Origin of the sequence: Flavobacterium aquidurense (genome assembly GCF_001404985.1) — a bacterium.
In the GTDB taxonomy this organism is placed as follows: Bacteria; Bacteroidota; Bacteroidia; order Flavobacteriales; family Flavobacteriaceae; genus Flavobacterium; species Flavobacterium aquidurense_B.
The window spans coordinates 1-25,713 of the sequence record NZ_JRLF01000010.1 but is presented as its reverse complement, the minus strand read 5'-3'; the positions used below and the strand labels follow the sequence as shown (position 1 = coordinate 25,713).

General features: G+C 34.4%; 22 protein-coding genes. 3 read left to right on the top strand and 19 right to left on the bottom strand.

Annotated features, from left to right (window positions below):
* The 3 genes from RC62_RS08655 to RC62_RS08645 form a co-directional block, all read right to left on the bottom strand.
* On the bottom strand, positions 1-396 hold the full coding sequence (locus tag RC62_RS08655; protein WP_055094592.1) for a response regulator: 396 nt from the start codon (positions 394-396) through the stop codon (positions 1-3).
* A gap of 1 nt (position 397) precedes the next feature.
* Entirely contained in the window at positions 398-1,810 is a 1,413-nt protein-coding gene (locus RC62_RS08650) for a sensor histidine kinase (protein WP_055094590.1), read from the bottom strand.
* A gap of 484 nt (positions 1,811-2,294) precedes the next feature.
* Positions 2,295-2,696 carry a DUF5958 family protein gene (locus RC62_RS08645; RefSeq protein WP_157472439.1) on the bottom strand — a complete coding sequence of 134 codons (402 nt, stop codon included), beginning with the start codon at positions 2,694-2,696 and terminating at the stop codon, positions 2,295-2,297.
* Between the two features lie 395 nt (positions 2,697-3,091).
* Here RC62_RS08645 and RC62_RS08640 point away from each other — a divergent pair, with 395 nt between their 5' ends.
* Positions 3,092-4,504, top strand: a complete 1,413-nt coding sequence (locus RC62_RS08640; RefSeq protein WP_055094586.1) for an APC family permease — start codon at positions 3,092-3,094, stop codon at positions 4,502-4,504.
* Between the two features lie 285 nt (positions 4,505-4,789).
* Here the strand turns inward: RC62_RS08640 and RC62_RS08635 are convergent, their stop codons facing one another.
* From RC62_RS08635 to RC62_RS08610, 6 genes are all read right to left on the bottom strand, one after another.
* The gene (locus RC62_RS08635; RefSeq protein ID WP_055094583.1) at positions 4,790-5,251 is read right to left on the bottom strand and encodes a DUF1810 domain-containing protein; all 462 of its coding nucleotides are present in this window, start codon (positions 5,249-5,251) and stop codon (positions 4,790-4,792) included.
* A gap of 155 nt (positions 5,252-5,406) precedes the next feature.
* Positions 5,407-6,033: an alpha-ketoglutarate-dependent dioxygenase AlkB family protein gene (locus RC62_RS08630; protein ID WP_055094581.1), complete on the bottom strand. Its 627-nt coding sequence runs from the start codon at positions 6,031-6,033 to the stop codon at positions 5,407-5,409.
* 7 nt (positions 6,034-6,040) lie between these two features.
* Positions 6,041-6,817, bottom strand: coding sequence for an exodeoxyribonuclease III (gene xth / locus RC62_RS08625; protein WP_055094579.1), 777 nt, complete (start codon positions 6,815-6,817; stop codon positions 6,041-6,043).
* Positions 6,818-6,888: 71 nt separating this feature from the next.
* Positions 6,889-8,268 carry an exonuclease domain-containing protein gene (locus RC62_RS08620; RefSeq protein ID WP_055094577.1) on the bottom strand — a complete coding sequence of 460 codons (1,380 nt, stop codon included), beginning with the start codon at positions 8,266-8,268 and terminating at the stop codon, positions 6,889-6,891.
* A 55-nt stretch (positions 8,269-8,323) separates the two neighbouring features.
* A complete protein-coding gene (locus tag RC62_RS08615; protein ID WP_082421252.1) occupies positions 8,324-9,643 on the bottom strand; it encodes a Y-family DNA polymerase in 1,320 nt (439 codons plus the stop codon).
* A gap of 39 nt (positions 9,644-9,682) precedes the next feature.
* Positions 9,683-10,132: a LexA family protein gene (locus RC62_RS08610; RefSeq protein WP_157472469.1), complete on the bottom strand. Its 450-nt coding sequence runs from the start codon at positions 10,130-10,132 to the stop codon at positions 9,683-9,685.
* A 98-nt stretch (positions 10,133-10,230) separates the two neighbouring features.
* On the opposite strand from RC62_RS08610, the gene RC62_RS08605 reads away from it, so the two are divergent.
* Positions 10,231-11,004: an XRE family transcriptional regulator gene (locus tag RC62_RS08605; RefSeq protein ID WP_055094575.1), complete on the top strand. Its 774-nt coding sequence runs from the start codon at positions 10,231-10,233 to the stop codon at positions 11,002-11,004.
* An 82-nt stretch (positions 11,005-11,086) separates the two neighbouring features.
* Here the strand turns inward: RC62_RS08605 and RC62_RS08600 are convergent, their stop codons facing one another.
* The 10 genes from RC62_RS08600 to RC62_RS08560 all read right to left on the bottom strand — a co-directional run bounded on the left by RC62_RS08600 (position 11,087) and on the right by RC62_RS08560 (position 23,565).
* Positions 11,087-11,848 carry a phosphatase PAP2 family protein gene (locus RC62_RS08600; protein WP_055094573.1) on the bottom strand — a complete coding sequence of 254 codons (762 nt, stop codon included), beginning with the start codon at positions 11,846-11,848 and terminating at the stop codon, positions 11,087-11,089.
* Between the two features lie 256 nt (positions 11,849-12,104).
* Positions 12,105-13,826, bottom strand: coding sequence for a sensor histidine kinase (locus tag RC62_RS08595; RefSeq protein ID WP_055094571.1), 1,722 nt, complete (start codon positions 13,824-13,826; stop codon positions 12,105-12,107).
* Positions 13,827-14,007: 181 nt separating this feature from the next.
* Positions 14,008-15,135 (bottom strand): histidine kinase, encoded by a 1,128-nt coding sequence (locus RC62_RS08590; RefSeq protein ID WP_055094569.1) that lies wholly within the window; start codon positions 15,133-15,135, stop codon positions 14,008-14,010.
* A gap of 208 nt (positions 15,136-15,343) precedes the next feature.
* A complete protein-coding gene (locus RC62_RS08585) occupies positions 15,344-16,420 on the bottom strand; it encodes a porin (protein ID WP_055094567.1) in 1,077 nt (358 codons plus the stop codon).
* 381 nt (positions 16,421-16,801) lie between these two features.
* Positions 16,802-17,365, bottom strand: coding sequence for a K(+)-transporting ATPase subunit C (locus RC62_RS08580; RefSeq protein WP_055094565.1), 564 nt, complete (start codon positions 17,363-17,365; stop codon positions 16,802-16,804).
* 98 nt (positions 17,366-17,463) lie between these two features.
* A complete protein-coding gene (gene kdpB, locus RC62_RS08575) occupies positions 17,464-19,497 on the bottom strand; it encodes a potassium-transporting ATPase subunit KdpB (protein ID WP_055094564.1) in 2,034 nt (677 codons plus the stop codon).
* A 13-nt stretch (positions 19,498-19,510) separates the two neighbouring features.
* Positions 19,511-21,232 (bottom strand): potassium-transporting ATPase subunit KdpA, encoded by a 1,722-nt coding sequence (kdpA, locus tag RC62_RS08570; protein WP_055094562.1) that lies wholly within the window; start codon positions 21,230-21,232, stop codon positions 19,511-19,513.
* A gap of 91 nt (positions 21,233-21,323) precedes the next feature.
* On the bottom strand, positions 21,324-21,401 hold the full coding sequence (gene kdpF / locus RC62_RS22730; protein WP_082421266.1) for a K(+)-transporting ATPase subunit F: 78 nt from the start codon (positions 21,399-21,401) through the stop codon (positions 21,324-21,326).
* A 187-nt stretch (positions 21,402-21,588) separates the two neighbouring features.
* A complete protein-coding gene (locus RC62_RS08565) occupies positions 21,589-21,870 on the bottom strand; it encodes a hypothetical protein (protein WP_055094560.1) in 282 nt (93 codons plus the stop codon).
* Between the two features lie 351 nt (positions 21,871-22,221).
* Positions 22,222-23,565 carry a sigma-54-dependent transcriptional regulator gene (locus tag RC62_RS08560; RefSeq protein ID WP_055094558.1) on the bottom strand — a complete coding sequence of 448 codons (1,344 nt, stop codon included), beginning with the start codon at positions 23,563-23,565 and terminating at the stop codon, positions 22,222-22,224.
* A gap of 285 nt (positions 23,566-23,850) precedes the next feature.
* On the opposite strand from RC62_RS08560, the gene RC62_RS08555 reads away from it, so the two are divergent.
* Entirely contained in the window at positions 23,851-24,858 is a 1,008-nt protein-coding gene (locus RC62_RS08555; RefSeq protein ID WP_055094556.1) for an LLM class flavin-dependent oxidoreductase, read from the top strand.
* Positions 24,859-25,713 lie beyond the last annotated feature (855 nt).

Genomic DNA, 25,713 nt, shown 5'->3' with positions numbered 1-25,713 from the left:
TTAACTGTTAAGTGATTTAAATTTTCTTTTAAACTCTTCAATCGGAAAAGGTTTGTTTAAAAATCCAGTCACATAATCATTTTTATCAATATGTTCCAGTTCATCATGATCTAAAGTTGATGACAGCACATAAATCTGAGTTTCTTTCTTCGTTTCTTTACTTAATTTGTGAAACTCATCCAGAAATTCAAAACCATTCATTAGTGGCATTTGTATGTCTAATAAAATAATTAATGATGGAGTCATTTTTTGAGTCTTAAGCCAGTCAATACCTTCTTTACCATTATTAACGATTATTATTTGATCGATCTCAAGTACTTTTTTTAATAATTGAGTAATTACAAGCTGATCAATTAAATTGTCTTCAATTACAAGGAATACAGGTTTAAGTTGCATATTAGTTTGGTATTGTTACGATGAAACTGCTTCCAATAGTACTTTCAGAGAATACAGAAATATTACCCTTTATATTTTCTACAGCTTCTTTTACGATGTATAGTCCTAATCCGGAACCTTTGTTTTTATTTGTCCCAAAGTACATTTCAAAAATATTATCCTTGAATTCCTCTTTGATTCCAATTCCGTTATCTGTTACTTCAATTTTATTGCAGCCATCAATGAAGTATGTTTTGACACTAATAAACATTTCCTGTTTATTGATATCCGCATATTTTATGGCATTTGAGAGTAAATTAGAAATTATGATTTGTAGTCGTAATCCATCGCTTTGGATTTCATCTACCAGCAATTCTTTTGTAAAAGTTATTCTGCTGGCATTTTCAATATGCATTAATTGTGAGATCGCTTCGTCAAATAATTCTTGCAGGCTTACAGGTTCCGTTACAACTTGTTTTCGTTTGTTTTTTGAGTAATCAATAATATCAATTATAAATTGATCCTGTTTTGTCAGACTTTTGTGCATCAGTCCTAAATAATTTTTAATCTGGTCGATATCATCTTCTAATTGAGTGATTTCTATTAAACCTTTTAATGACGTTATTGGTGATCTCAAATCATGTGATGCACTATATACAAATCGATCTAACTCGCGATTAACAATAACCAGATTCTCATTTTTAATCTCAATTTCTTTTTTAGAAACAAGTAATCGTTTTACCATTATCGAATAATAAGAACACACACTTAATACAATTATTAAAATGAATACAATATTGGTAATGATTAAGAGGTTTTTGATTTTGCGGGTTCCTTCGCCCAGTGTATTTGAGAAATTACGTTCGTTGATAGTAAGTTTATCGCTGATCGAACTAATTTGCTTTAAATAAATTTGCTGACTTGCCGGAGTTAAAAGATTATGATTTATCTCGGCATTAATTTGTTGGCCAACAATAAATAACTTAAAAATGAGCTCGTCTCCCTGTCCCCATTCATTAATAGCTTTTGACAAAAAAGAAACTTGCTGAAAATTCACAAATAACCAAACAAGATCATCTAAATCATCTCTATGGTTTCTCCCAATTAAAAATCCTTCTCGTGCTATTTTATTATCGCCTGCTTTTAGAAGTGTTTTTCGGGCAATACCATCTCCTTGAGGAACCTTTAATTCTTCAAGATATAATTTCCATTGGTTTGGGTCTTTTGTATAGAGATACGTAATAAGATGTCTGGAGGCGTCTTTTTGTCCTTTCGAATAATGTGATTCTCCATTGACATATGCTCTGTTCGCAGATAATATTTTTATAGTAAAGAAGTTGATACAAATAAGCAAAGCACAAGAAATAAATACAATAAGCAAAAGAATGAAAACATTTGGGAAACGTATGTTTCTAAAAAACGAACTCTTAGACATAACTTTAGATTTGTAGGTTAATAATTTTCTCTGTCTGGTAAGAGTGCTTGTCTGAACGTGTCTTTCTGTAAAATAAGCTTAGGGGTTTAGCTAATTTAACAGGGTTTAAAAGTAAACAATTGTTAATAAAATGTTTGTTTTTTTAAGACTGATGAACACTTATCCCAAATTTAATAAAAAAAAGATACGCTTCGACAGCTTGTTTATTTTTTCTTATTAAATTTATTTTTAAATAAGTTTTAGGTTTAAATTGCTGATAATGTGTTATTTGCTTTTATATTCTGATTTCTTAAAAACACTTTGAAAATGTAAATAAGTAAAGATTAATTTAAAAATGAAAAATTATAGAAGTCAAAAAATCTTAGAATAAGTTGCTTTTTTTGTTTAACAATTCTGCATGAAAAGTTCATCTTAATTAGATAATAAAAAAAGTTTCAACTCTTAAGATTATAACTTCAGAAAATTATTAAAATAAGTTTTCCATTTATTGTAAGGAATGCCAAAAATGTCCACAGCCATTCTTACATTCAGTATTTCTTCTTTCTGTATCTATTACCTTAAAAATCCAAAGTAATGAGGTTATAACTTTTATATTTTCATTTTGAGGAAGTTTGGCTAATTTAGAAAAAGCAATTCGTGTTGGAAAATGTTTTAAAATTACAATTGGAGTGTAGGTTGGTTTTAAAGGAATTGTATTAATAGATTTTTGATAATTTTCTGTATTATAATAGATTTTCTCAGGAATAGCGTTGAATATGTAATTTTTTAAAGTCATAAAAAGCTCTTCGAAATCATATTCCAAATCTTCTGCCAAAAGCTGTATTCCAAGATTAAAGTCTAATTTATCTTGAGCAACCTTATTGATTATTTCTTCTTTTTTGGACATTTGATACATAAAAGTAATTCAATTTGATTTTTGTGTAAATTGTTGTCTGCATTCTTCAACTTCATTATTGCTAAACTATAGAATATTTTTTTGAGTTTTAGAATTAATTTTTTTCTAATTAAACCAGAATTCGTGAGGGATAGAGTCGGTATTCTTTTTATGGGAGAAGCGGAACAAAAGATATAGCCGATCCAGAAGCTTAGGAACGACCCGGAATGACATGTGTGATTTATTTTTAGATTTTGGAATTTGACAATTTTAGGATTAAAAAATACTCATTGATTTAGTAATATGATCATTTATAATAAGGCTTTTAATAAGAATCTAAAATCAACAATCTAAAATCTAAAATTTCAGAAAAAAGTATATCTTTAGCCAACCAAAAAAAACAAACCATGCAAGAAAAAGACCAGGAAAATTTTAAAAGAGAACTCGGATTATTAGACGGAACCATGCTTGTGGTTGGTTCTATGATTGGATCAGGGATATTTATCGTGAGTGCTGATATCGCCAGACAAGTAGGTTCTGCAGGATGGCTAACTTTAATTTGGCTGATCTCCGGATTAATTACCATTATTGCCGCTGTAAGTTATGGCGAACTGAGTGCGATGTTTCCAAAAGCCGGAGGGCAATATGTTTACCTGAAAGAAGCTTATAACAAGTTAATTGCTTTTTTATATGGTTGGAGTTTTTTTGCTGTAATTCAAACTGGAACGATCGCCGCTGTTGGTGTCGCTTTTTCGAAGTTTGCAGCTTATCTTTATGAACCATTGAGCGATGAAAATATAGTGTATGAGTTAGGATCTTTTAAACTCAACGCGGCTCAGATTGTTTCAATATTAACGATTGTTTTACTAACTTTTATCAATAGCCGCGGGGTTAAAAACGGAAAAATTCTGCAAACTGTTTTAACTATTATCAAAATTTTGTCGTTACTGGGATTAATCGTCTTTGGACTAACTCTGGCAGCAAAAGCTTCGGTTTGGGATGCTAACTGGACAGATGCCTGGACAACACGTTCGTTTAATAAAGATACAGGATCATGGCTGCCTATTAGCGGAACAGCTTTGATTACGGGAATTTCGGCCGCAATGGTTGGATCGTTATTTTCCAGTGATGCCTGGAATGGTGTGACTTTTATTGCAGGAGAAATTAAAAATCCAAAAAGAAACGTTGGTTTCAGTTTGTTCTTGGGAACTTTTATTGTGACTATAATTTATGTTCTTACTAATTTAATGTATTTAGCGGTTGTTCCGTTAGACGAAATTGCAACTGCAAAATCTGATAGAGTAGCGGTTGTAGCCTCGCAATATATTTTTGGCGATATTGGAACTTTGATTATTGCCATTATGATTATGATTTCGACTTTTGCCTGCAATAACGGACTTATTATGGCTGGTGCAAGAGTTTATTATACAATGGCAAACGATGGTCTTTTTTTTAAAAAAGCAGCTATTTTAAATAAATCAAGTGTTCCTGCATGGGCACTTTGGGCACAATGTATTTGGGCTTCGGCTTTATGTCTGACAGGAAAATATGGTGATTTGCTGGATTTTGTAATTATCATTGTTTTGATTTTCTATATTTTAACGATCTACGGAATTTTTATCTTACGCAAAAAAATGCCAGATGCAGAAAGACCTTATAAAGCATTTGGATATCCTTTTTTACCAATGTTATACATCATTATTGCAACAGCAGTTTGTATTTCGTTATTAATCACAAAATTTTCGACTTGTGGTTGGGGAGTTTTGATTATGTTAACGGGAATTCCAGTATATTATTTAACGAAACCAAAAGGAGAATAAAAGGGACAAAGGTTCAAAGTTTAAAGAGGTAAATTTGCCCGCGGGTTTTACGGATTAAACGGGTTTACGCAGGTTTTCTTTTTTTTAACGTTGCAAGTTCTTTTTAGATATAAAAAATGCCTTGTTTTAGCAAGGCATTTTTTGTATTCCATTTTGAGTAATAAAAAATCGGTGTAAACCCGTTTAATCCGCCAAATCTGTGGCCTAAAAAAAAAACACTACAATTTGCAATAGCAAAAATATAGTGTCTTTAAATGTAATAATCTAATGAATTTTTAATGGTAATTATGCCATTTCAGTCTCAAGAGAAGATTTTATAGATGAATTAATAATAGACAAAGTTGATGGATCAGATTCTCCAGAGAAAAAGGCTTCTAATACTTCCTGAAATATTGGATTTGTATTGTCTACCAAAGAAAACAACGTCATGGAAGAACGTAATTTACGTGCGTCTAAATCGCCTAAAATTCCATCTGCTGATTTTCTTTTAAAAGTCAAAAACAATTCTGAAATTTCGATAAGATGTTTTCCCAAAATAGGATGTTCAAGAAAATCCGTTGCTTCTTTTAGATCGTTAATGGCGTAATAATTTGCAGTATCACTCTGACCTAATCCTTTAATCTGAGGAAAAATGAACCACATCCAGTGTGTCTCTTTTTTTCCTTTTTTGATTTCAGAAAAAGCAGTAAGATAAAGTTTGTTTTGCGCATCTAAAAAACGCAATAAATCATTGTTGGAGTAAGCCATTGTGGTAATTTATATATAAAAAAAGGTTGCAAAAGTAGTAAAAAAGATAAGGTCTGCCTAATAAAAGGTTCATGTACTGAGTATTTTAACTTTTAGAGGAGGAATTTTCCTCGTCGTTTCCTCGTCAAAAAAAACTCATTTTGAGTGCTTTATAATCATTCACTTCGTTTAGTTCTTCTAAAGGTTAAATTTATTCTTGGCAATACATTTTTAGCTGTTTTAGGAACCTGATGTTGCCAAAAACTATTGGTTGTTCCTGCCATTAATAAAAAAGATCCATGATGTAAAGGAATCTCTACTTGCGGAATTTCTTTTCGAAATTTATGACGGAGTTTGAACATTCTGGTTTCGCCAAAAGTCACCGAAGCAATAATCTGGTTTGGTCCTGTATTGTGTTCTTTGTCACTGTGCCAGCCAACGCCATCATTTCCATCTCGGTATAAATTTAAGAGGAGACTATTAAAATCAAGCTGTGTTTCTTTTTCTACACGGCTCCTAATAGTTAATAATTCATAAGTCCAGTCAGGTCCGTTTTGGTCTGCTCCTGGATTATCCTTGTCTTCATACCAGGAAATCATTCGGGGCACAGTATAGGTTTTATCATAAATTTCCATTTCATATTCTCTCCATTTGGTCTTGTGGAGTATCCTTTCGTAAAAGCGATCAGATTCTTCTTTCGTGAAGAAATTATCGATCAAAATAAGTTCTGCATCAGGCAGGTCAAATACTTTCTTTCCTGCTAAACCTGTGGCAAATAATTCAGTATCGCTAAATAGTGTCATTGTTCGATTATTTTGTGTCAATTTCAATCCATACCGGAGCATGGTCGCTTGTTTTTTCCCATCCCCGCACATGGCGGTCAACTCCTCCGGAGAGCAGTTTTTTTGCTAATTGCGGACTTAGTAAAAAATGGTCAATTCTAAGGCCTGCATCCCGCTCATAAGCCTTTCTGAAATAATCCCAAAAAGTGTAAATTTTCTCATTAGGATATAATTTTCGAATTGCATCTGTCCATCCCTGTGAGACAATATCTCTAAAAGCTGTTCTGACTTCGGGTAAAAAAAGGGCATCATTTACCCATTTTTCAGGTTTATAAACATCTAGTTCTGTTGGCATCACATTATAATCTCCAACCAATATTACCGGAACTTTTAAACTCAAAAGTGTTTGTGCCCGATCAGCTAAACGTTCAAACCATTTTAGTTTATATTCTAATTTTGGTCCAGGAGCAGGATTTCCATTTGGTAAATAAAGGCATGCAACTACAATTCCATTAATCAAAGCTTCGATATAACGACTTTGAACATCGTCGTCATCTCCCGGAAGAACACGGGTTACTTCCTCAATATCCATATTACGGGCCAGAATCGCAACGCCATTCCATTGTTTTTGTCCGTGCCAAATGGCATTGTAGCCGGCATCATTAATTTCTTTAATTGGAAATTTATCCTGTGGCGCTTTTAATTCCTGCAGACACACAATATCAGGAGCAGCTTCTTCAAGCCATTTCAATAAAACATTTAATCGTCCGTTGACTCCGTTTACGTTATAAGTTGCTATTTTCATAGTAGATTTAATTAGTTGGAGCATTAAATTTACAGCTTTTTACGCCTTTATATTTACACAAATTCATGTTCTTATTTCAGAAACTGTTTGTTAAAGAATACTTTACGTGGATTTTTTTCTGCATACGCAAAAATCAGCTGCACAATATATTGATTGCTTTTATAAGGCGTAGCATAATTCTTTATTTCTAAAGGATCAGTAATCGCAACATCTAACGGAATATACCCCATACCATAAAAATGGCCATTTTCTATCCAGATACAGCTTCTTTCATGTGCTGTTCTTCCTTTTTCTATAATGGCAAAAGTAGGTCTGTTGTTTACTAAAAAATCAATCGCATTGTCGACTTGTTCATTGTGAAGCGAAACCTCCGGCAAATCTGTTATATCTTTATTTTGAAATATTTCTCCTTCCTGAGGTTTTGAATATTTGCAAAATCTATAATCAATTTCAAATCGTTCTGCCAGACCCCTCAGTATGTTTGTTGCTTCATGTAAACTACTAAAATGCTCAATACATGACTGAAATTTATTGAGTTTGCCAATTGCCAGATATTTGTATCCGTTGCGGGCTTCATATTCATATAATCCAAATTTTGGTTCAAATCGTTTTAATGCTCTGTTATAAGTTGGCCAAAGATGTTTGATTTCAGTACATTCTAATAAAAGAGCCATTAATTCGTTGCCACAAACTTCAAAAGAAATCGAATAAATATCCCGTAAGAAATGCTGTCTTTGCGGATTAATCTTATGTCCGCTAAAATGAGAAGCAACACGTTTTTTTATATTAACCGCTTTCCCGACATAGATTACTTTTTTTACCTCATTATAAAAATAATATACACCTGGTTTTTCGGGTAAATTATTAAAATCTTCTGGCGGAAGGTTAGGCGGTAAACGCTGATCTTGTGCTGTATTTTTGATCATTTTTTCGATATGACCTTCATCGTCCCATTCGAGCAATCGTGAAAATAATATAGCCGTAGCATCAGCATCTCCGCCGGCACGATGTCTGTTTTCTAAAGATATATCTAATGAGTTGCATAGATTTCCTAAACTATATGATCCTAAACCGGGTCTGATTTTTCTAGCTGCGCGAACGGTACACAATTTTCTTGCAGTCCATTTAAAACCTGTTTGTTCGAGTTGATGGCGAACGAATGAATAATCAAAGTTGACATTGTGTGCTACGAAAATACGATCAGTAAGCATTTCCAGAACTTTATCCGAAATGTCATCGAAGATTGGCGCATTAGCTACCATTTCATTATTAATTCCGGTTAAGGCAAAAATCGAAATTGGTATTTCTTTTTCCGGATTCACAAGCGTTTCATAACGATCAATCACGTTTTCTCCGTCATGAATGATGATCGCAATTTCGGTAATGCGGCTGCCACTGGCGTTACCACCGGTGGTTTCGATATCTACTATGGCATATTCTTGCTTTTTCATCTTATTTATATAACGTGAAATCGATTGTTTTTCTGTTGTTTTTTAAAATAACATTTTAAACTTTAACCGTAATAATATCTGTCAGTAAAGTAGAAAACTTGGGAGATAATCTGTCTTGTTTCATTTTCCATTGCCGTCCCAATGACTGCACGCCGAATTTGACTTTATTATTACCATAGCTTTGGTTCATTTTATCAATCGCACTCATTAAAGGCTTATGTTTAGGATTTGAAGTTTCGAATAAATTAAGCTGCGTTTCACTATTTGGCGTTAATCCCATTACAATTACACCAGCTTTTTTATAGCGATATCCTTTTTTAAAAATAGCTTTAAATCCTTTTTGCGCGGCCTCATTAAGTTCTATTGTCGAATTAGTTGGAAAATCAGTAGTAATAGTGATACTTCGTGAATAGCGAGTTTCTTCATTTTTTAAAAAGCTAGTTTGTATAAAAACCGTCACCATATTACAATGGCAATTCTGACGTCTTAATTTTTCGGCACAGGAAGCTGTAAACGTGCTGATTCGTTCTGAAATTTCTTCATAAGTGGTATACTTTTTTTCGAAAGATCTTGTAGTAGCAATCATTTTTCGATCTGTGGCATCTTCTAATTCCAAAGTTGGTTTTCCTTCTAATTCATGTTTTAATCGAAGACCAACTACAGACATTTCTTTTCTTACCCAGGCATCCGGAAACTGGGTAAATTCATAAGCTGTGTTGATTTTTTTTAATTTAAGGCGTTTGGCGTGTTTTCTTCCAATTCCCCAGACATCTTCAATTTTAGTCCATTTTAATGCTTTAATTCTTTTTTCTTCAGAGTCAATACAATAAACACCTTGTGTGCGATCTGCAAATTTTCGGGCAATTTTATTCGCCACTTTAGCCAAGGCTTTGGTGGGTGCAAACCCTATACTTACGGGAATACCAGTTCCTTGTGTTACTTCTTTCCGCATTTTTAAGCCCAGCGTATTCAGATCAAATAAATCATAACCTGAAAATTTCAGGAAAGCTTCATCAATACTGTAAATTTCGATTTCGGGAGTATAAGTTTGAAGCAGGTTCATTACCCGATTGCTCATATCGCCGTATAGCGGATAATTAGAAGAATAAACAAAAATGTTTTTTTCTTTAAAAATAGATTCATATTTAAACGCAGGAATTGCCATTGGTACACCCAGAGCTCTGGCTTCATCAGAGCGCGAAATAACGCAGCCATCATTATTAGAGAGAATAACGATAGGTTTTCCTCTTAAACGTGGATCAAATACTCTTTGACAAGAAGCATAAAAATTGTTACAATCGACTAAAGCAAACATTTCTAAACGTGTTTTTTTATTTCTTATTTCGTTGCCGTGAGCGAAGTCGAAGGGCTTCATCGTATAAAGGCCTCAACTTCGATCAGGGTGATAATTAATTTAAAAAGATTTAATACAATGAATCACAATTCCCCAAATCACAAAATTATTTTCAGGAGTTACTTTTATAGGCTGATAATCTTCATTTTCGGCAATAAGCCAGATAATGTCTTTTTCTATTCTGATACGCTTTACAGTAAATTCACCATCAATTTGGCAAACAGCAATTTTATTGTTTTGCGGTTCCAGGCTTTTATCAATAATCAATAAATCACCATCGTTAATACCAACGTTTTTCATAGAATGTCCTTTTACCCTGGCAAAATAAGTAGTATATTTATGCTTGATGAATTCTTTATTGAGATCAATTGATAATTCGATAAAATCATCAGCAGGCGAAGGAAAACCTGCGCTAATACCAACATCAAAAAAAGGCAGCTTTACTTCTGAACTTACATCCGGAATGTACAATTCTATTGATTTTGTGGTATTTATATTTCTCAATTTCATAATCACTTCAAAAGTTGTTTTTTTGTACATCACAAAATTAGTACAGATGATAACATTTTTTTGTATATTTGTTGTTCCAAATTATAACAAAATTAATTATGTCCTTATTTTCAGATAACATCAGAGCATTGAGGGTTAAGCATAAAATATCTCAGGAGAAATTAGCTGAAAACCTTAGAATTACCCGAGGAAGATACGTTAAATACGAAGATGGAACCTCCGAGGCACCGTATGATATTTTAAAGCAGATTGCTTTATATTTTCATATGAGTATCGACTTATTATTATCTGTCGATATACGAAAAATACACATTGAAAACCTGATAAAATTAGAAGGTAACCGACTTATTTTACCGATACAAGTAGATAGTTATGGAGAGAATTATATCGAAATTGTATCCCAAAAAGCAAAAGCAGGTTATCTAAACGGTTATGCCGATCCGGAATACATCGAGAGTTTACAACAAGTTTCCCTTCCGTTTTTAGGACCGGGAAAACATCGCGGATTTCCTGTAGAAGGCGATTCGATGCCACCACACGAAGACGGTTCGATTATTATTGGTCGTTATGTAGAAAGACTAGGAGAGGTGATGGACGGTAGAACCTACATCCTGATTACTAAAAATGAAGGAATGGTGTACAAACGATTGAACAAGAATAAAAAGAATGCTTTGGTTCTCGAATCTGATAATCGCTTTTATCCGAATTATGAAGTGAAAGCCTCTGATATTTTAGAAATCTGGGAATACGAATGTAGTATTGGCCGAAGCGATAAACGACATGAAGTAACAGAATCTCAAAGTATGAAAGATTTGCTTCTGGAAGTAAAAAGAGAAGTTATGGAGATTAAGAATAATACTTCGAATACATAAAAGTTTTTTGCTACTCCCGATAGTTATCGGGAGTAGCTCTCAATAAAAATTTGTGTCTTAGCGCCTTCGTGGCAAAAGAAATCTAAAAGACCTTCACAAAACCCAATCCGTATTGTTGTCCATTATAAAAAGGCATTATCATAGAAGTTGATTTACTTTCAGATGACGATTTGAATAATTTTTTGGTAATATATGGATTCATCCAATACGCCAATTTGGTACTCAAAATTCCGATTCCGGCTCCGGCAGCAACATCCGTTAACCAATGGCGATTGTTGTAAATTCTAAATAATCCGGTTCCGGTTGCAACGGCATAACCGGCAATTCCGTACCAGATTGATTTGTCTTTGTATTCCTGCCATAAAAACTCCGCCCCGGCAAAAGCAGTTGCAGTATGTCCGGAAGGGAAAGAGTTATTCGAACTTCCGTCCGGGCGCTCTTCATGTACAAGCGATTTTAAACCCAAAACCGTCGTAGCCATAATGGCATACGAAGTCACAAATATCACAGAGCGATCCCGCATATTGTTCTTACCTTTTACGCCAAAAGCATTCAAAGCATAAACGGAAGCTGCAGGTGCATATTGCGAGAAATCATCAATAGTGATTTTGTTATCAATATCTTCTGTAACTTCAGCTTTGATTTGATGATTAAAAGTTAATAATTGATCACTTTCAAGACCAATAACACCATAACCAATCAATACTCCCGGAATGATTAATTGTTTGTAATTGAATTTTAAATAATTTGATGTACTGTCAATTTTTGTTATGGAGTCATTTTGTTGTGCATTTGCACTCAAAAAACCGAATAAAAATACCAGAGAAACCGCTTTGTAAAACATCTTTCGTTATCGTTATAAGTTGCAATAATAACGAATGTTAGATCTATCTATTTTTGACTTAATTGAACCTTAAGTCAATATTAATTTGTTGGTTTTAAAAGAGATAGTTTGATTAAGATTGGCTAAATGTTAAGAGATAAAAGATTCAATTTCAATGTCAGATTCCGGAGGAATGATTTATATTATAGCAACGTCCCGTCCCGAAGTTTCGGGATCGGGACAGCCCTACAATATAGGTCGAGCCTGTGGCTCTTTTTTATACTTTTAATGAAAACCAGAATGTGCTTCCCAAACCTAAATTGCTTTCAACGCCAACATTCCCATTTTGGGCTTCGATAAATTCTTTGCTGATTGCCAAACCTAATCCCGTTCCGGATTTTTGACTTCCCGGAATTTTAAAATATTTATCAAAAACTTTGTCTTTGAATCGTGAATCAATTCCTTTTCCGGTATCGATAACCTGAAATACAATTTGATTGTTTTCATTTTTTAATTTAATGATAATCTTACTTTTTTCAGACGAATAGGTGATAGCATTCGATAGATAATTAATCAAAACCCAGCCTGTTTTTTCGCTGTCGGCTTTTACATCTTGTAGATTTTCGTCGGCATCAATTATGAGTTTAATTTGTTTTTGATCGGCCTGAATTTTTACGGCCTCGGTAGCATAATTTACAATAGCATACGGATTGCTTTTTTCGATATTCAACTGAATATTTCCGGTTTCTAATTGCGATAAATTCAGTAATTCACCTGTGATTTTTAATAAACGCTGACTGTCATCTTTAATGCTTTCTACTAATTGTTTCTGATCGTCATTCATGTCGCCCGTTTTAGTGTTTTGAAGCAATTGAAGACTCAGTTTTATAGAAGCAATTGGTGTTTTTAATTCGTGTGAAACCGTAGCAATAAAATTAGTTTTTGCAAAATCCAGTTCTTTAAATAAGGTAATATTGCGCAGAATAATCACATCGCCAATATTAATTTCCCTTTCTTCTCCCGTTGGCGTTATAGTAATGTTGATGGTTTCTTTATCAAAATAACTTTCTTTTCCGTGAGCGAAAATCTTCATCGGTTGTTTTTTCTGAGAATCAGTTGATTCTTCTTTCAAAATCAAAGACCGAATCAAATCATTCGATAAAGCCAATGTCGAAGCTGATTGCCCAATAACATCCTCAGATTTCATTCCGATAATTTTCAGCGCTTCATCATTCACAAATAAAATAACACCTTCATTGTCCAGTCCAATAATAGGGTCGTGCATGTTATTGATAAGCGTTTCCAGTCGTTTCTTTTCGAAGAATAATTTGTATAAATTGCTACTATTGTATTCCTCTAGTTTTTGCGCCATGGTATTAAACGATTTTGCCAAATCTCCATATTCATTATGATTGGTAAAATGTACTCGTTCCGAATAATTTTTATTCGCAATTTCTTTAATGCTCAAAGTCAATTCCTTAATAGGATTTGCGATATTATTGGGTAAATTAATTAGTAAATTAAAAGCAATTAAAAAGCACAAAGTTCCCACAATAGCAATCCATAAATTGGCGGTTTCAGCCGTATGTTTCGCGATATCACTTTTTTTCTTTATGGCATTCATATTGAGTTTCATAATCTCGAAAATGTCCTGTCTGATTTGCATTTTTAGAGACTCATCAGAACTGTTTTTTTCTAAAAGAGCAAAGTTTCTCTTAAGATTATCGGTTCCTTTTTTCTCTCCTTCTTCAGTAACATTTTGTGTTTGCTTCTGAAGGTTTTCTTTAAAAGTAACAATCGCCTTTTCTTTATTAGAATTAATTTCGTCCAAAGACAAAAGCATATTTCTGGAATATTCAAGCGTATTATAATTTGCTTTCAGAATATTCTCTGTGTCTTTTTTTATCGAGAAAATATAAAAGGCACTCACTAATGTGAGTATTATTATTAGTAAAAATAATAGTCCAACTCCCAGATTCAATTTAGTTTTAATTCTCATGATGTTTATTTTAAAACATTTTATTCTTTTTTTTAACCATGTAAGTGATATAAGGAAATATAAGAGGACGCATAATTAAGAAAGGCAGGAAAAACTTCAGCAAACCTTGCGTTCTTTGCGGTTAAATTTTTCACGCATCCAATTTAAATGAACTTATATAACTTATATGGTTAGATTTTTTTTACGACAGAATAACAAGATCAACATTCGATAAAGAAAGACTATTCAATAAGCGTCTGAAAATCGTTGTAGACAAAATTACTTTAAATAAATTCAAATGCGGTTTCCCAATGCAAACAGTTGTAATATGTTTTTCTTCAACTGCCATCAAAATAGCATCGGCAATATTTTTGTTCTCTAATTTAATGACTTCTGCGCCTAATTGTACAGCGAGTTTAAAATTATTAATCAAATGACGTTGCTTGTCCAATGCAATTTTAGTGCTGCTTTCTTTTGGTGTTTCTACATACAAAACATACCAGGATCCGTTGTAATAACTTGCCAAACGCGCTGCTTTTCTAATCACAATTTTAGCTGTTTTGTCATTACTGCTAATGCAAGCTAAAAGTTTTTCATGTCTTAAAGCATTCAGTTGAGGCACTTCACTTTCCACTTTTCGAACCACCTGACTTGCTACTTCTTTCAATGCCAATTCACGCAACTGTAAAATCTGATCAGACTTAAAGAAGTTGGTCAAAGCCGTCTGAATTTTATCCGGCGTATAAATTTTCCCTTCTTTTAAACGTGCAATCAAATCTTCAGCCGTTAAATCGATATTTACGACTTCATCTGCTAATCGCAAAACATTATCCGGAATACGTTCCTGAACATCAATATTAGTAATGCGTTTTACGTCTTCATTCAAACTTTCAATATGCTGAATATTGACTGCCGAAATTACATTAATTCCTGCATCCAGAATTTCCAGAACATCCTGCCAGCGTTTTTCGTTTTTGCTTCCTTCAACATTCGTGTGTGCCAATTCATCAACAATCACCACTTCAGGTCTAAGGTTGATAATCGCCTGAACATCGAGTTCTTCCAGCTCTTTCCCTTTATAGAAAATGGTTCGCCGTGGAATTACGGGCAAACCAGATAAAAGTTCATGCGTTTCCTTTCGCATATGTGTTTCGATGTAACCAATTTTTACATCAATTCCGTTCTTCAACAGCGAATGTGCTTCTTGCAGCATGCGGTACGTTTTCCCCACACCGGCGCTCATCCCAATATAGACCTTAAACTTTCCTTTTCGTGATTTCTGAATTAAATCGAGAAAGTGCTGTGCATTATTTTCTTTTTCCTGTTCCATATATTTGTGTGAAGGTGCTAAGTCACAAAGTTTTTTTAATTTTTTTAGCCACAGATTGCATAGATTAAAAAGATTATTGAATGGCTTTGAGTAGATTTATTTGACACGAATTCACGAATTATAATTTATCCTATTTATAATTAGAAATTCGAGAATTCGTAGCGAAAAAAAATCCTTTCAATCTGTGCAATCTGTGGCTAGTAATCTTCTAGAAACTAATCGCCAGCGAAGTCGTTACAAACGTATTTGTATCCGTTGGAACGTTATCTTTTGTGAAAATCTGATCTTTACTGGAAAGATTTCTTGCTTCGATTCTAAACATTACATTATCAGTAACTAAGTAATCAAAGTTAGCCGAAAAACCGTAAGTTTTAAAACCATTTGGTGTTTCAGTTGCGATGATAACACCTTTTTCATCACTATAATATTCGCCACGAGCGGCAAGCTGAATTTTATCAGTTGGTTTGTATTGCAGAATCAAAACTGGCGAAAACCAAGTATCGTATTTATTACTGTTTTTAGCCGCTTGTTGCGATCCAACATCAAAACCAGCCGTAACATTTGTTTTATCCGTTACTTTAAATTGTCCGTAAAAGTTATTAAAATAACGCCATTTTTTGTCAATATCCGGTTGCTCATTTCCAACATAAGTACTCCAGTTCAAAACCACTTTGTCTGATGGTTTGTAAGTAACTTGGGTTCCAAAAGCTGGCGTTTGATTTCCTTTTACTTTCTCGATACGTTGCCATCCGTTTAAGTACATTCCGGCCAAATACCATTTTCCAGATTCAGAGGTGTAACCAATTTTAACTCCCGTTTCATAATAAGGCGAGTTTTCAGCCAAAATGCTTCGGGTCAAAGTCTGGCAATCTTTTCCAATTGCACTTTCAAAACCTATGTGAGCCGGCATAATCCCCGCATCGATCCATAAATTATGGCTTTGCGAAATCTTCACACCAACATTTGCTTCATAGATGTTTTTCAATAAACCTTGTTCAGCTGCCATGTTATATTCGGCGTAAGTTCCGGCCATCAAAGCAAAATTTCCACGAATATTATCTTTCGAATAATTCACTTTTGCCAAACCCAAATTAATATTCACTTCATTACTTTTATTAAAATTGTATAAAAAGCTCGGACGCGTATGATCTTCTGGTTTTCCAAAATCATAACTATAATAAGTCTCTACATATCCTGAAAACGTAAACGGACTTTTTGTTTCTTCCTGAGCGTGTAAATTGCTAAAACCAAAGGCAATTAAAGCGGTAAGTATTATTTTTTTCATTTTTGTGGTATTCAATTATTTATTTAGTAGATTTTTTAGGAGCTAATCCCGCTATCCGTTTCAATCTTTTACTTTTTAAAGAAAAAAGTAAAAGGATTTCCACTACTATCGGGGCTAGGGCTTTTGGGGTAAAAAAGGGTGTTTATTATCCTAACAATCCCGAAGCTTCGTAACTGTTAGGTATTTTATTTTATTCATAAAGTTTATAATCGTTACAATAGATCAACGCACAGTTAGTCATCCCGAGGAACGAGGGATCTCCGTAAGAAACTCGACACAGATTGGTGATTCACTTTATGGTTACTCCGCGGAGATCCCTCGTTCCTCGGGATGAAAAAAATGCGCGCATATAAAAAACATAGAACCTTAGCAACTCAGTAACTAAGAACCTTTTTTAGAAAGCTCATCCAAAGCCACATTCAATTCCAACACATTAACTGTTTCAGGTCCCATAACAGCTGTGTTAATTTTAGATTCAACCAAAGCTTTTACTTTAGTTTCATCCAATTTTCTTTCTTTGGCAACACGTTTCACCTGAATCAAAGCACCTTGTGGAGAAATGTTAGGATCCAATCCACTTCCTGAAGCAGTCACCATATCGGCAGGAATTTCAGATTTTTTCAAATACGGATGAACAACTAAAAACGTATCAATTCTTTTTTGAACCAAAGCCAAATATTCAGCATTGCTTGGTCCTTTGTTACTTCCGGCACTTCCGGCCGCGTTATAATCCACAGCCGAAGGTCTTCCCCAGAAATAATTCGACTTATCGAATTTCTGACCTATTTTTTGGTAACCAACGACTTTTCCGTTAACCGAAATAGTTTCTCCTTTTCCATGATTTGGAGCAAATTGTGCAATTCCGTAAATCGCAAGAGGATAAATAACTGCAAACAGGATTACGGTAAGCAGTGTCAATTTTAATAGTGAAAATATTGTTTTCATTTTTTCTAGTGTAAAATGTTAGATGTAAAAAATGATTTGTAAATTGTTATCTGTGTTTTTTTGATTTCATCATTTCACATTTTACAAATCACATTTCACTAAATAAAAAGTGTTACGAGTAAATCAATTAATTTAATTCCGATAAAAGGGACAATCAATCCACCTAAACCATAAATCAAAAGATTTCTTTTTAGGATTGCGCTTGCACCAATTGGTTTATAATCTACACCTCTCAACGCTAATGGAATCAATATTGGAATGATGATTGCGTTAAAAATTACAGCTGATAAAATCGCACTTTCAGGACTATGCAAACGCATGATATTCAATCCTTCAAGCGCAGGAATCGCAGTAATAAAAAGAGCAGGAACAATAGCAAAATATTTCGCAACGTCATTTGCAATAGAAAAAGTAGTTAAAGTTCCTCGGGTCATTAAAAGCTGTTTTCCAATTTCGATAATCTCAATTAATTTAGTTGGGTCATTATCAAGATCGACCATGTTTCCGGCTTCTTTTGCAGCCTGAGTTCCGCTGTTCATCGCAACACCCACATTCGCTTGTGCAAGGGCAGGAGCATCGTTTGTTCCGTCACCCATCATGGCAACCAGTTTACCCAGGTTTTGCTCATTTTTGATGTAATTCATTTTATCCTCAGGTTTTGCTTCGGCAATAAAATCATCAACACCGGCAGCTTCTGCAATAAACTTAGCCGTAAGCGGATTATCTCCGGTAACCATCACCGTTTTTACACCCATTTTTCTCAATCGGTCAAAACGTTCTTTCATTCCTGTTTTGATGATATCCTGCAATTCGATAACACCTTGAACCTGATCGTTTTTAATTACGACTAGTGGCGTACCTCCGTTTGAAGAAATGTCTATTACTTTTTGAGCAGTATCTTCAGGAAAAGAATTCCCGGCTTGTTTTGCAATATTTTTTGCAGCATCCTGAGCCCCTTTTCTAATATTAGTTCCGTCTTTTAAAATAACTCCGGAAGTTCTCGTTTCAGCGGTAAATTTGATTAAAGTAGCACCTTCAATTGACAATTTATTGGCAGTTTCGGCTCCTGCCAGTTCCACGATACTTTTCCCTTCCGGAGTGTCATCCGCTAGTGAACTTAACACGGCAGATTTTATAAAATCTTCTTCAGTAACACCTTTTGCTGGATAAAAATTCGTTGCTTTTCTATTTCCTATTGTGATTGTTCCGGTTTTATCCAAAAGCAATACATCAATATCTCCGGCAGTTTCAACCGCTTTTCCGGATTTTGTAATTACGTTAGCACGCAACGCTCTGTCCATTCCCGCAATACCAATCGCAGAAAGTAAACCACCAATTGTAGTTGGAATCAAACAAACGAACAAAGCAATAAAAGCCGCAATCGTGATGGGTGCATTTGCATAGTCGGCAAATGGTTTTAGCGTAACGCACACAATCACGAATATCAAAGTAAATGCGGCTAATAAAATGGTTAGGGCAATTTCGTTTGGTGTTTTCTGACGGCTTGCACCTTCAACCAAAGCAATCATTTTGTCCAAAAAGCTTTCGCCAGGTTCAGAGGTTACGATTACTTTAATTTTGTCAGATAATACTTTTGTACCTCCGGTTACTGATGATTTATCACCGCCAGCTTCCCGAATTACAGGAGCACTTTCTCCTGTAATAGCACTTTCGTCTATAGTTGCCAGACCTTCGATAATTTCACCATCAGTTGCAATTAAATCACCGGCTTCACACACGAAAATGTCTCCTTTTTTTAATTCAGATGAACTGATTTTTTTAATTTCTCCGTTAGGCAAAATTTGTCTTGCCGGAGTTTCTTCACGTGTTTTTCTTAAACTATCCGCTTGTGCTTTTCCTCTTGCTTCGGCAATAGCTTCGGCAAAATTGGCAAACAAAAGTGTTGCAAGTAAAATTAAGAACACAATTAAATTATAGATGAAACTACCCTGATCTGTTGCTCCCATTAAAATGGAAATACAAACGGCGAACATAATGGCAGTTCCTATTTCTACGGTAAACATTACCGGATTTTTGATCATCATTTTTGGATTAAGCTTCACAAAAGATTGCGCTAAGGCTTCTTTTACCTGTTTGCTTTCAAACAATGAATTGGATTTATTAGTTGTCATTTTTCTTTTTATATTATTTTAAAGTAAAATATTCTGCCAATGGACCTAAAGCCAACGCTGGGAAGAATGATAAAGCGGCGATAATTGCGATTACGGCAAAAACCATTATTCCAAAAATAGAAGTGTCGGTTTTTAAAGTTCCTGCACTTTCCGGAATGTATTTTTTATTCGCCAATAATCCTGCAATTGCCAATGGCCCAACGATAGGAATGAAACGACTCAATAGTAACACAATTCCTGTAGTGATATTCCAAAACGGATTGTTATCGCCTAAACCTTCAAAACCAGAACCATTATTAGCAGCGCTCGAAGTATATTCGTATAACATTTCTGAGAATCCATGATGTCCGGGATTGTTTAGCCAGCCTGTTGCGTTTCCGCTAAACCAATAACCCATTGCAGTATCGTTTGCAGCAAAATAAGAAGCCAAAGCTGTTCCGGCTAATATTAATAAAGGGTGAAGAATTGCGATGAAAGCAGCAATTTTAACTTCCCGAGCTTCGATTTTCTTTCCTAAAAATTCAGGAGTTCGCCCCACCATTAATCCGGAAATAAATACCGCCAGAATAATGAAAATGTAGAAGTTAAGAATACCAACACCACAACCGCCATAAAACGCATTGACCATCATGGCAAGCAATTCCATAGCTCCGGAAACTGGCATTGAACTATCGTGCATACTATTTACAGAACCTGTAGAAATTACGGTTGTTGCGATGCTCCAGAAACCTGAAACGGCAGGTCCAAACCGAACCTCTTTTCCTTCCATTGCTCCGGTTGTTTGGGCAATTCCCATTTTTTCGATAGCAGGATTTCCGTTCATTTCCGTCATCATTGTTGGAATAACCAGTAGTAAGAATCCAACTGTCATAACTCCAAAAATCACATATGATAATTTCTTTTTCTTTAGATAAAAACCTAAAGCAAAGATCATCGCAAACGGAACAATTAATTGTGACCATAATTCAACTGCATTGGTAAAATAAGTTGGATTTTCTAATGGATGTGCCGAGTTGGCTCCAAAAAATCCACCACCATTTGTACCTAAATGTTTAATGGCAATAAAAGCAGCTGCAGGTCCGCGGGAAACATCAACGTGATCACCTTGTAAAGTTGTGATAGAATCTTTGCTGTCAAAATCCATCGGAGTACCGCTGAATGCTAATATAGTAGCTACAATTACTGAAAGAGGTAATAATATACGTGTACAACTTTTGATGAAATAGTTGTAGAAATTCCCTAATTTATCTGTGGTTCGCTCTTTCATTGCAGTAAAAATCATCGCTGCAGCAGCCATTCCGACACCAGCAGAAACAAATTGCAAGAACATAAGGAACATTTGTGATAGGTAAGAAACTCCGCTTTCACCTGAATAATGTTGTAGGTTACAGTTTACAACAAATGAAATGGCAGTGTTAAAAGCCAAATCCGGTGTCATGTTTGGATTATTGTCAGGATTTAAAAACAACGATCCCTGAAACAATAAGACGAAAAAACAAAGAAAGAACCAAATCATATTAATACTTAAAAGTGCTTTTAAGTGTTGTTTCCAGTTCATTTCTTCAGTGGAATTAATACCGCTGATTTTAAAAATAAATTTTTCAATTGGATTGAAAATCGGATCAAACAATGTTTTATCTCCCAAATAAACTTTAGCAATATATTTTCCTAACGGAATGGCTAAAATTATCGAAACGATAAAAATACTGATGACGCCTAGTAATTCTGTGTTCATAATATGTGAGTTTTTGTAAAATGCAAAATGTGATTTGTAAATAATTAGGATGTAAGACATCTAACATTTCACATCTGATTTTTTACATGATTTAAAATTTTTCAGGTTTAATTAATACATAAACCAAATAGCCAAAAACGACGATGGAAACAATAAATAGTGCAGTCATGATTTAGATTTTTTCAAAAAATTCAACTGATTTAAAACAAATCGCAAACAACACAACGGCCAATGCGAGTAAAAGAAAAGTGATTAACATAGGTTTTTATTTTAGATTTTAGAATTCAGATTTTAGATTTGTGAAATGTGATTTGTAAAAGAAGAAACGATCATCTAAACATTTTACAACTCACATTTTACACACCAGACGTATTAACTTGTTTGATATATTCTGCTTTTAACGTTTGAGGAAAAAGATGAGAAATATTGCAGTGGCGCACTTCCATAAATGAAGAAACCGAGAAAACGTACACATTAGAAATGGCGTTTTTAGTTTCGATACTTCCGTTAATAAAAAGGCGTTCAGCAAGTGCCAGACATTTTTTTGCACGGACGATGTTACCTGAAATAATAGATTTTTTGGTAATATCAGCAAAACGTTCCGCTTGTTTGTAGATTGAAGTGACTTGATTTTTCATGAGATGAATTTTTATGTTCTTCCCACTAATGCCAAAAGTCAGACCGAAAAAAAGAGATAATAGGCAAAGTACTGCCAATAAAAGGATTGCGTGTTCGTGCCAAAAATCAGGCATAAAAAAAGCCTATCATTTTGATAAGCTTTTCTCGTTTTGATATGTTATTGTCAAGCTCCAGAGGAGCGAAATATTTATAGAAATGATGAATCCACATTTATCAGAGCCCCAGCGGGGCGACATATTTTTGGATTGTAGGTGTCGCTCCGCTGGAGCTTTTTTTATCATTGGCAATAAATAATCTATAAATATTACGCTTCTCCGAAGCTTTAAAAATTGTAATTGATATTGAAATTGTTATTGAATACTATATTCCTCCAATTTTCGATACAAAGTAGCAATACCAATTTCTAGTAAACGAGCAGTTTCTGCTTTATTACCTTTCGTATAATTTAAAACTTTCTGAATATGTAGTTTTTCAACACTTTGCATTGAGAATGCCGACATCGATTTGGTTGGTTTTTCAGGTTGATGTTGCATTTCGTAAGGCAAAACATCAGCGGTCAAAATATCTCCGTTACTTAAAATTACAGATCTTTCGATAATATTTTTAAGTTCTCGAATGTTTCCCGGCCAGGAATAATTTTCTAATTTATGTAGAAAATCATCTGATATGTTTAAGGTTTTTTTATTCGTTTTTTCAGAAAACTGTTGAACGAAATATTGGGTTATCGGCGCAATATCTTTAATTCTTTCTCTTAACGGAGGAAGTTTTATTTCGAAAATATTCAAACGAAAGTACAAGTCAGAACGAAAACGGTGTTCATCACTTTCTGTTTTCAAATCTCGGTTTGTTGCAGCAATTAATCTGAAATTTGATTTTTTGGGAGTCGTATCTCCAACCGGAATATATTCACTGGTTTCTAAAACGCGTAATAATTTAGCTTGCAGTTCAATTGGCATTTCTCCAATTTCATCAAGGAATAAAGTTCCGCCATTTGCTTCCTCAATGAAACCTTTTTTATCTTTTAGAGCTCCGGTAAATGCGCCTTGTTTATGACCGAATAATTCGCTTTCCAGAATTTCTTTGCTGAAAGTACTGCAGTTTAAAGCCACAAACGATTTGCCAACACGATTACTATTTTCATGAATCGCTTGTGCAAAAACCTCTTTTCCTGTTCCTGTTTCTCCGGTAAGTAAAACGGTCGAATCGGTTTTTGCTACTCTTTTAGCAAGATCAATAACTTGTTCGATTCCTTTTGATTTTCCTATAATGGTATTAAAAGAATATTTATCGCCAATACGTTTTTCCAGTTGTTTTACCTTTTTCTGTAAATGTGCTTTTTCGACCGCTTTGTATAAAAGCGGAATAATTTTGTCGTTATCATCACCTTTTACAATATAATCAAAAGCGCCATTTTTCATTGCCTGCACTCCATCTGGAATATTTCCGAAAGCAGTTAACAAAATAACTTCAATCAAAGGAAAACTTCCTTTTATGTTTTGCAGAAAATCAACACCATTCCCGTCAGGCAGTTTTACATCACATAAAACAACATCAATTTCAGTTTGTTCCAGTTTCTTAAAACCTGATTTAAGATCTTTGGCTTCAAAAACTTCAAACCCTTCTGATTTTATAATGCGCGCTAACAGACTTCTCAGTTTTTCTTCGTCGTCTATAATTAAAATTTTATGTGTCATTTGAGGAAAAGGCTAGGGTCGAAATTCATTTTTTGAAGTACAAATTTAGGTTTTTAATCATTCAACTTTTTTGATCGATAGGAAATTCTTGCGAAAATAATTTTAAGATCATAAAATTGTTGCTTCTAGTATAAAATTAAGTTTTAAGTTATTTAATGGCAATATTTAAAGTGTATATAACATCATTAAAGTATTTAACACTGATAAATTTTACAATTCTCTTAACATGAAAAAATTTAGGCTTTGTCATAAATGAATTAATTTTGCATAAAAGCTACATTATATATGAAAGACCCAATTTCAATCTCGATATTAGAATTAGCTATCATTACACAAGATAGCAATGCACCCGAAACATTTCAAAAAACAAAAGAAATAGCCCAACTTGCAGACAACTTAGGTTATAAGCGTTTTTGGCTGGCCGAACATCACAATATGGCGCACGTTGCCAGTTCTGCAACCGTAGTCTTAATTGGCTATATTGCCAGTCAAACAAAAGACATACGAGTAGGCTCAGGCGGAATCATGTTACCCAATCACTCTCCATTAATAGTAGCCGAGCAATTTGGAACCTTAGAAACGCTTTATCCAAACCGAATTGATTTAGGATTAGGAAGAGCGCCAGGAACAGATCAGCCAACTGCCGAAGCCATCCGAAAAGACTTTTTTGAGCAGGCACAACGTTTTCCTCAAAACGTAACCAAACTTCAGGATTACTTCTCAGCCGAAAATGCCACGGCAAAAGTAAGAGCCTTTCCAGCCGAAGGAACCAATGTTCCCATCTGGATCCTGGGTTCAAGCATGGACAGTGCCGCTCTTGCTGCAGCTTACGGATTACCGTATGCGTTTGCAGGACATTTTGCACCACGCCAAATGATACAGGCTTTTGAGTTCTATCGCGAAAATTTCCAGCCTTCCGAAGTTTTAGATAAACCAAAAACAATGGCCTGCGTTAATATCATTGCAGCTGATACAAACGAAGAAGCCGAAAAACTATCTACAAGTTTATATCAAATGTTTCTTAACCTAATTAGAAACGACCGTAAAGGTTTACAGCCACCCGTAGATTCACTAGATGATATTATGAGCGAAGAAGAACGTTTCCATGTCAATCAAATGACCGCATGTACCTTTACAGGAAACAAAGAACAACTAATAACAGATCTTAAAAAGTTCATCGACTATGCCCGTGTAGATGAGCTAATGGCAACAGGTCCAATTTTCGATCATCAAGCCAAACTCAAAAGCATTCACATTACAAAAGAAGTGATAGATGGTATAAACAATATATAAGGACAGTTTTCTTCTTCCTATATATAAGGTAAGATTTCAAACCTCAAACCCGACAGTTTTAAAAAGCTGTCGGGTTTGTTTTTTGCACCTATATATAAGGAGAAGCAACTTTGTCCTGCTGAGCGATCCCGATAGCTAACGGGAGAAGCTTTTTGGAATTTGGAATTTAAAAATTTTGTATTTTGGTTTAGGAGCTATTTCCCGCTGTCCTTCCAATCTTTTGCTTTTTAAAGAAAAAAGCAAAAGGATTTTCCCTCCCATCGGGGCTAGGGCAGTAGTTTTGAGAATAAATATTAGTAATAAGAAGAAAGAAACCGCCCCAAAAGAAGAAACTTTGCGACTTGGCGCCTTTGCGCGATTAAAAAAAACAGTAAAACCTCCAACTTTGTGACTTTTTCAAAACAAAGCCAAGAAAAAAAGAGACCTTCGCGCCTTAGCGTCTTCGTGGCAAAACTCATTAAAACCACCCAAAACAGGCAAAACCCCAAAGCCATCCAAAAAACTTCGTCTTGTAAAAAACACCAAACCAGCCACTTATGAAAAAGATTGAAAATAGTTAAGAAAAGCTATTGTTTTACTGAATAAACCAGCTACTTTTGCACCCGCAACAACGATAGACGTTCACAGAAATACCGGCAAGCTAAAGAGATCAAAACGGAAATTTATTTTCAAAAAAAGATTAAAAAAAGCTTGTGGGAATTGAAAGAAAGTTTTAAGTTTGCACCCCGCAAAACACGGAAAGTTCATTGATAGGTTGGCAGATAAGGAGAAGGAAAACGAAATGAGAATTTTCAAAAAAACTTCAAAAAACATTTGCCGGTTAGAAATAAGTTTTCTACTTTTGCACCCGCTTTG